Source organism: Bacillus sp. 03113 (assembly GCF_006546985.1).
GTDB lineage: Bacteria > Bacillota > Bacilli > Bacillales > Cytobacillaceae > VATK01.
The window spans coordinates 203,861-209,950 of the sequence record NZ_VATK01000008.1; the positions used below are offsets into that span (position 1 = coordinate 203,861).

Annotated in this window: 6 protein-coding genes; 1 reads left to right on the forward strand and 5 read right to left on the reverse strand. The window is 31.0% G+C overall.

Annotated features, from left to right (window positions below; genetic code table 11):
* Positions 1-533: 533 nt before the first annotated feature.
* The 3 genes from dat to FDO66_RS09840 form a co-directional block, all read right to left on the reverse strand.
* Positions 534-1,388, reverse strand: coding sequence for a D-amino-acid transaminase (dat, locus tag FDO66_RS09830; RefSeq protein ID WP_141432462.1), 855 nt, complete (start codon positions 1,386-1,388; stop codon positions 534-536).
* 101 nt (positions 1,389-1,489) lie between these two features.
* On the reverse strand, positions 1,490-1,648 hold the full coding sequence (locus tag FDO66_RS20850) for a hypothetical protein (protein ID WP_181444523.1): 159 nt from the start codon (positions 1,646-1,648) through the stop codon (positions 1,490-1,492).
* 936 nt (positions 1,649-2,584) lie between these two features.
* Positions 2,585-3,082: a DUF6584 family protein gene (locus tag FDO66_RS09840; RefSeq protein ID WP_141432463.1), complete on the reverse strand. Its 498-nt coding sequence runs from the start codon at positions 3,080-3,082 to the stop codon at positions 2,585-2,587.
* 239 nt (positions 3,083-3,321) lie between these two features.
* Here FDO66_RS09840 and FDO66_RS09845 point away from each other — a divergent pair, with 239 nt between their 5' ends.
* Positions 3,322-3,777: a hypothetical protein gene (locus FDO66_RS09845; RefSeq protein WP_141432464.1), complete on the forward strand. Its 456-nt coding sequence runs from the start codon at positions 3,322-3,324 to the stop codon at positions 3,775-3,777.
* A gap of 258 nt (positions 3,778-4,035) precedes the next feature.
* Here FDO66_RS09845 and FDO66_RS09850 read toward each other — a convergent pair whose 3' ends face one another.
* Together FDO66_RS09850 and FDO66_RS09855 are read right to left on the reverse strand one after the other, a co-directional pair.
* A complete protein-coding gene (locus FDO66_RS09850; protein WP_141432465.1) occupies positions 4,036-4,713 on the reverse strand; it encodes a hypothetical protein in 678 nt (225 codons plus the stop codon).
* A gap of 149 nt (positions 4,714-4,862) precedes the next feature.
* Positions 4,863-5,726: a class I SAM-dependent methyltransferase gene (locus FDO66_RS09855; protein WP_141432466.1), complete on the reverse strand. Its 864-nt coding sequence runs from the start codon at positions 5,724-5,726 to the stop codon at positions 4,863-4,865.
* Positions 5,727-6,090: the final 364 nt, after the last annotated feature.

Here is a 6,090-nt window from a genome sequence, read left to right on the forward strand (position 1 = left end):
ACCCATCCTTTCGATAAAAATGGCCTGTTCAATTTTTTACACCTTTACTATTAGTGTAAAAATAACATTATTAAAATTCACCTCCCTTCATTTCTCATAAAAAAAGGATTGTAAATGAACAACCATTCATTTACAATCCTTTAGTTAATTTTATAAAAAATACATATGTTTAATAAATCAGCTCATAGATGAATATAAGGAGTAAAAATTGTTGTTCTTATCTGTCAATCGAAAAAATGACATATTTCTCCTGTAAAATCATACGTCTTTTTTTCGATCGAACTATTTAATTCATTAGATAAGAACATTATTTATCATTTACTAAAACACCCCTTATAGTTGATTTTACATAATTTTAACAGATAAACGTTTACATTTGTTATACTTTTATAAAATTAATCGTTAAATTAAAAGTCTTATTTTTCAAACTGCTTACTTCCGTTTGTGTATTTTGATAAGCTTCGATAAGAATAAGATGCTCCTGAAAGAGGCTGCCCATTGCCTTCAATTCAGGAGTCTCTTTTTGGAAAAGATTACAAAGATACCTTAGCAAGCTCTTCAATTTTTATCTCAAATAATTCCATTAAACGTGAAGTAATGGGACCAGGTTTCCCTTGATTAACAATTTGATCAGCAATTTGAATCACCGGTGTAACCTCAGCACCTGTACTCGTAATAAATACTTCATCAGCTTCTAATAATTCTTCTGTAGTAAATGATCTTTCTTCAACAGTAACAACTATTTCTTTTGCAAGTTCTAAAACAAAGAGACGTGTAATTCCATTTAAAATAAAATTATTAGCTTCATGAGTAATTAATCGTCCATCCTTTACAATAAATACATTAGATGAACAACCTTCAGTCACAATTCCATTTCGATGTTGTATTGCTTCAAGCGAACCCTCTTCATAAGCTTTTTGCATGTTTAAAACGTTCCCAAGCAAATTTAATGTTTTGATATCACAACGAAGCCATCTAATATCATCTAATAGACTAGCTTTTATTCCTTTTTTATGGACCACATCAGTACGTTTTAATTCACTGACTTTACCCGTTATCACACAATCGGTATTCTCTGGAAAACGATGGTTTCTTTTTGAAGTACCTCTTGTAATCTGAAAATATACAAGCCCTTCTTTTATTTGATTCTTTTCTATAAGCTCGTATATCCTCGACTTTAATTGATCAAGGGGATATGGCAGCTTTAAAAAAAGCTCCTTAGCACTCCGTTCAAGCCTTTTTAAATGTAAATCCATAAGAAAAGCTTGACCATAATACACACGTATAGCCTCATATATCCCGTCGCCAAACTGATATCCTCTATCTTCCATGTCTATTTTGGCTTCTTCACTCGGTATCAAATGATCATTGTACAGGATAATTTCCAACTACATTTCCCCCTATATTATTGCAAATATAATTAAGTATATTACTAATTTTCTAATCACTCAATAATTCTACCATAGATTGGTAAGTTACGAATCTGATTTTACCGATAACGTGAATTTACTTGGTGAGGAAAGTTTTGTTTTTGAGTTTCTAGTGGGAACGTTTCTAGGAATGAGTCTATGAGGTGTTTTAATTCTGAATGGTTTTGTATCTCTTCATATTTCTTTTTGAATTGATTTAGTAGATCTTTATCATTCATTCTATCCCTCCTTTCTTACTAGGAGGTTTCTTTATTTTAGTTCTATTTCCCTACCGGTTTAAATATTTACCTAAAAAACATTAAAAATTTCCACTCTCAATAGAGAAGGGGCTTAATAATTTTATAATTAATTTCTTTTCAAGAATGAAAGATGAATCCTTTAGGCAGTTCCTACCTAAAGGATCTCAGTAGCTGAAGTATACCAGCTATAAGCTAGCATACTTCCATTTACAAAACAGATTAAATCATTATCTTCATTGGAGAAGATATAGCTACTATACTTTTTTTATATGTGATTAACAGTTCATCTTACATTATTTCCACATATTTAGGATTAGCTGTGATAAAGTTGCCACTTGTTTGTACATTTTTGAACCATTCACTACTAGCGTTTCTACGACTGTAAAGATCTCTCCTGCTTTTACTGTAGCTTTCTTTGCGTTCCAATGGCTTTTTGAAGACTATCACCCGATTGCACCACTCTAACCGTTTTTTTGCACCATCCAATATCGTGAAATGCACCACTGAATATCATAAGTTGCACCACCGCATATAAAAAAGCCACCAATCATCATTCAAACACGGTGATTGGTGGCTTCTTAAAATGGTAAATCATCAATCTCAGGCTTAAGCGGTTGATTATCATCAGGCAGTCTGATACTGGCAATGTAGCTGTCAATTTCATGTTTCCCCATATTTACTATCCATTCCTTGAAATCCTCAGAGGAATAATCACACTGACCAGTTACAATAAAGATGTTTAATTATGTCCTTACAATCACACAAAACATCGTCCAGTTAACCTAAACGGTGTTTTTAATAGTTGTTTAATAACTCTGTATTGTGAATTACAACATTGCTTATATTGAATAACAATAAAGTCGTTTAAAATTTAAGTCTCATTTCACAATTGCGCCCAATTGCGGAATATCAAGATTACAAAATCCAGTTGAAGAGAGCGTAAACACCGATTAATGCAAAGATAATGGTTAGTATTATTATTGAGAAGCACCCAAAAATAATTAACTTATTTTTCAATGGATCTTCAGGTTCAGGTTCTTCCTGTAAATTTTCTTTAACTTTATTTTGTATAGGGGAAATTACTTGATCTAATTGCAATCTTTTTAAAATTTCTCTATCGCCTTTAAATTTTAGAGCTCTTGCTACTCTAATAGGATCGTTCCCCATAGATTTTTCGAACTGAATACACGCTTTTACCATTTCAGGTGTCTTATTCATTTCTAAATACCAGTATCGGCCGGCCATTGAAGGATATTTTAATTCAGAGTAGATATCTCCTAACTTTCTACGGAGTTCTAATTCATTTGGATAGGTTGAAATTAACCCATGCAGTCTATCTCTTGCTTTCCCTAAATCATTTTTATCAATGTCCTCTTCTATTTTCTTTAAAGTTTTAACAGGTATCTTTTCTATAAAAAAATACCTCCTTCATCTATATTTATTACAGTCATTATTTCTAGATGGTTCAGAATAGTTCCTTCTTCAACTCAAGTGCACTTTACTTCATAAGAATTAGTACTACTCATCCTTAAAGCATAGCTCCCTTTCTATTTTCTAACAAACTAAATCCAATTAGTATTAAAGGACACATCCATATGAATAAATTAATCCTCCTTTACTTATCCTAAAAATAAAAAATGGAGGATAATGCCATGCTTAGAAAATTGAAACTTCTAATTGTACCCTTTAGTATTCTTTTGACTTTTAGTCACATCAGTACACTTGCATCCTCATTGGGAAGACTGCCTTCCAGTATTGCATCTGATCAATGGAATGTGATTATTGGGAAAGCAGACAGCGAGAATCAAAAAGAAAATAAATCGGATAGGCCCGACATATACAATGTTTACAGTATGGACATCAAGAATATCGGTGATAAAAATGTAAACTTGGTTAGAATAGAGGCCTATAGAGATGAACCAAATATAAAAACTGAGTACGAACTCTTTACTACAGAGTCTAACAGACTCTTGACTCCTTCTTTTCATCATAATAATTTTCCTTTGTCAACTAAAGCTACAAAGTTGAAAGTTGTAGTCACATGGACTAAAGAAGACAGAAAGAATAGTCAAAGAAAATATCAGGAAGAATTTATCTTTAATCAATAACCTTATTGAGGGGGAAGATTCCCTCTCTTTTTTTGCATTATGATTCTGATAACTTAATTTAGAAAGTATTTCTGTGCTAACCGGCACGTTACTATAAGTACAATCCTTCACAATCTCTAATTATTATAACTTAAATATCCAATTATACTACCAAGTGTTATTCAATTATCTGTCCCTTAACATAAAGAAAGTGCACAATTCTTGCTGCGGAATTGCGCCCGTTAGTTGAAGAACAATCACGAAAATATTCTATAATTGCTACTCTAAATAGTTATCAATGAAGACAAATTTAGTTGTTTCTATGTCTGTACTAAAACTCTCAGGACCGTCACTTCCTATTACTTGCAAGTTAAAGCCTGAAGACACTGTTTTGGGACCTGCATTATCGATTTTTTGTAGACTTTTATTCTCTAAAAGGTAATAATCATCTACTAAGTAGCTCTCTTCATTCCAACCAGATGAAATGATTAGTTTGTATTCAAATTTACTTTTATCAAAAAAATCTTTTTGATTTAAAGTATCGAGTACTGAAAAAAGACTATCAGCATTCACTAATTTATCATATTGTAGCCATTCACTTACTATACTTTTGCTAATGTTAATTTTATTTTCTTCCTTTAATTCACAAGAAAAACAGTTTGTATAATGATAAATTGTAAATTTATCATTATCTTTGTCAACTAAATCAAATTTAACAGAGTATATTTTGTTATCTTTATCAAGAATTAATTGAAAGTTTTCAATTTTTGTATTTTCCTTTGAAATGTTTAACTCTTTTCTAAATAATTTCCAACTTTCTTTACTGTTTACAGTATTAAAGTCAGTCTGTTTATATAAAGGAACTTCTTTTACATAATTCTCATTAAAATAATATATAGCTGTGAGTATTACGAATAATATTATCGTACCACTAATTGCCCATTTCTTTATTTTCAAACTATTCCCCCTTTTTTCTCATTTTAGCATAAATATCCAGTTTTTTTGAAGTCTTATTCCATTAAATGAAAAATGAGCGCTTATCCTTGTTCAAGGATAGCACCCCGATTGCAGAAGATCTTTATACTTTAATACTCATTATCGATGAACTATTTTTTACAAACAATACCTATCCAATCAGTGGAATTATCATAAGGTGTTCCCTTTAGATCACTCCAAATATTTTCTACATTGAAACTAGTATTAGTTTCAATCTCATTTAATATTGTTTTTTTAGTAAAGTCTTGAAACCAATTTCTGTAAATAGACGTAGTACCATCATGTTCAATCACTATAAATTGGTCTAAATGTAAATCACCATCATAATTGAACCCTTGCTCAAGTACTAGATGCTTACTTCCTTTCCAGAAACCACCTTCGCTATAGTACCAAGAATTTTGTAACCTTACTTTTTTCCTATGTGTAGGCGTTGAAACATCGAATATAAAATAACCATTTGAGTTAAGAGAATCGTAAACTTTTTGCAATAATTTTTTTCTGTTTTCTGGTGTAAGAACACAATAGTCACCGTAAATTAAGACAGCAGCATCTAAACCTTTTTCAAACTCAACCTCTGTATAATCACCATATATATATTTTATACTCTGATTGTTTTTTAAAGCTTGATCTTTTGCATAATTAATTGACCTTTTTGAGTAATCGATGCCAATAACGTTGTAGCCAAGTTCATGGAATCTTTGAGCATAAAGACCAGGCCCACAACCTATATCTAACAATTTACTTCCGAACTTTAAATTCATCGTTTTATGCAAATATTCTACAGTTTTTTCAATTTCATTTTTATTTCTACTAGCCCCATCTGTTTCAGGATTCAAATGATTTTCTAACATCCTATCCGAAATATATGGGTCATTCCAAAATAAACTATCCCCCTTTGCATAGAGTTCTGGTTTATTAGTATATTTTTTTAGCAAGTTAAAGTCTAAAAATTGTTCCTTTAATAAATTCTCCATTATTGAAAACCTCTTTCTTATTTATAACTATCTCAAAAACCATAATTTTTTCACAAAGTTTTTTCTTAATCATTTTTACCACGTCCTCTCATCTTATTATTGAGTATTACTTAATAGACTAAACAGTAAATACTTCTTCTTCAACAAACTTAATACACACCAATTTTAACCTAAATATCCTATTCTATTAAATAGCCTTAACATTAAATAAGAGCGCATTCTTGCTACAGAATTGCGCCCTTTTGTGGAATAAGGTTGTATTTATTATAAAGGACAGTAATGATTAGCAATATCCAAAAGACGCTCAGTTTCTTCTAATGTGACGTTTTCAGATAATCTTGCACCAGCTATGATCGCTGCCCAT

Bases quoted from the DNA above. Each gene is read 5' to 3' on its own strand.
- FDO66_RS20850 (WP_181444523.1), bottom strand. From the start codon at position 1,648: ATGAATGATAAAGATCTACTAAATCAATTCAAAAAGAAATATGAAGAG.
- FDO66_RS09855 (WP_141432466.1), bottom strand. From the start codon at position 5,726: ATGGAGAATTTATTAAAGGAACAATTTTTAGACTTTAACTTGCTAAAA.
- FDO66_RS09845 (WP_141432464.1), top strand. From the start codon at position 3,322: ATGCTTAGAAAATTGAAACTTCTAATTGTACCCTTTAGTATTCTTTTG.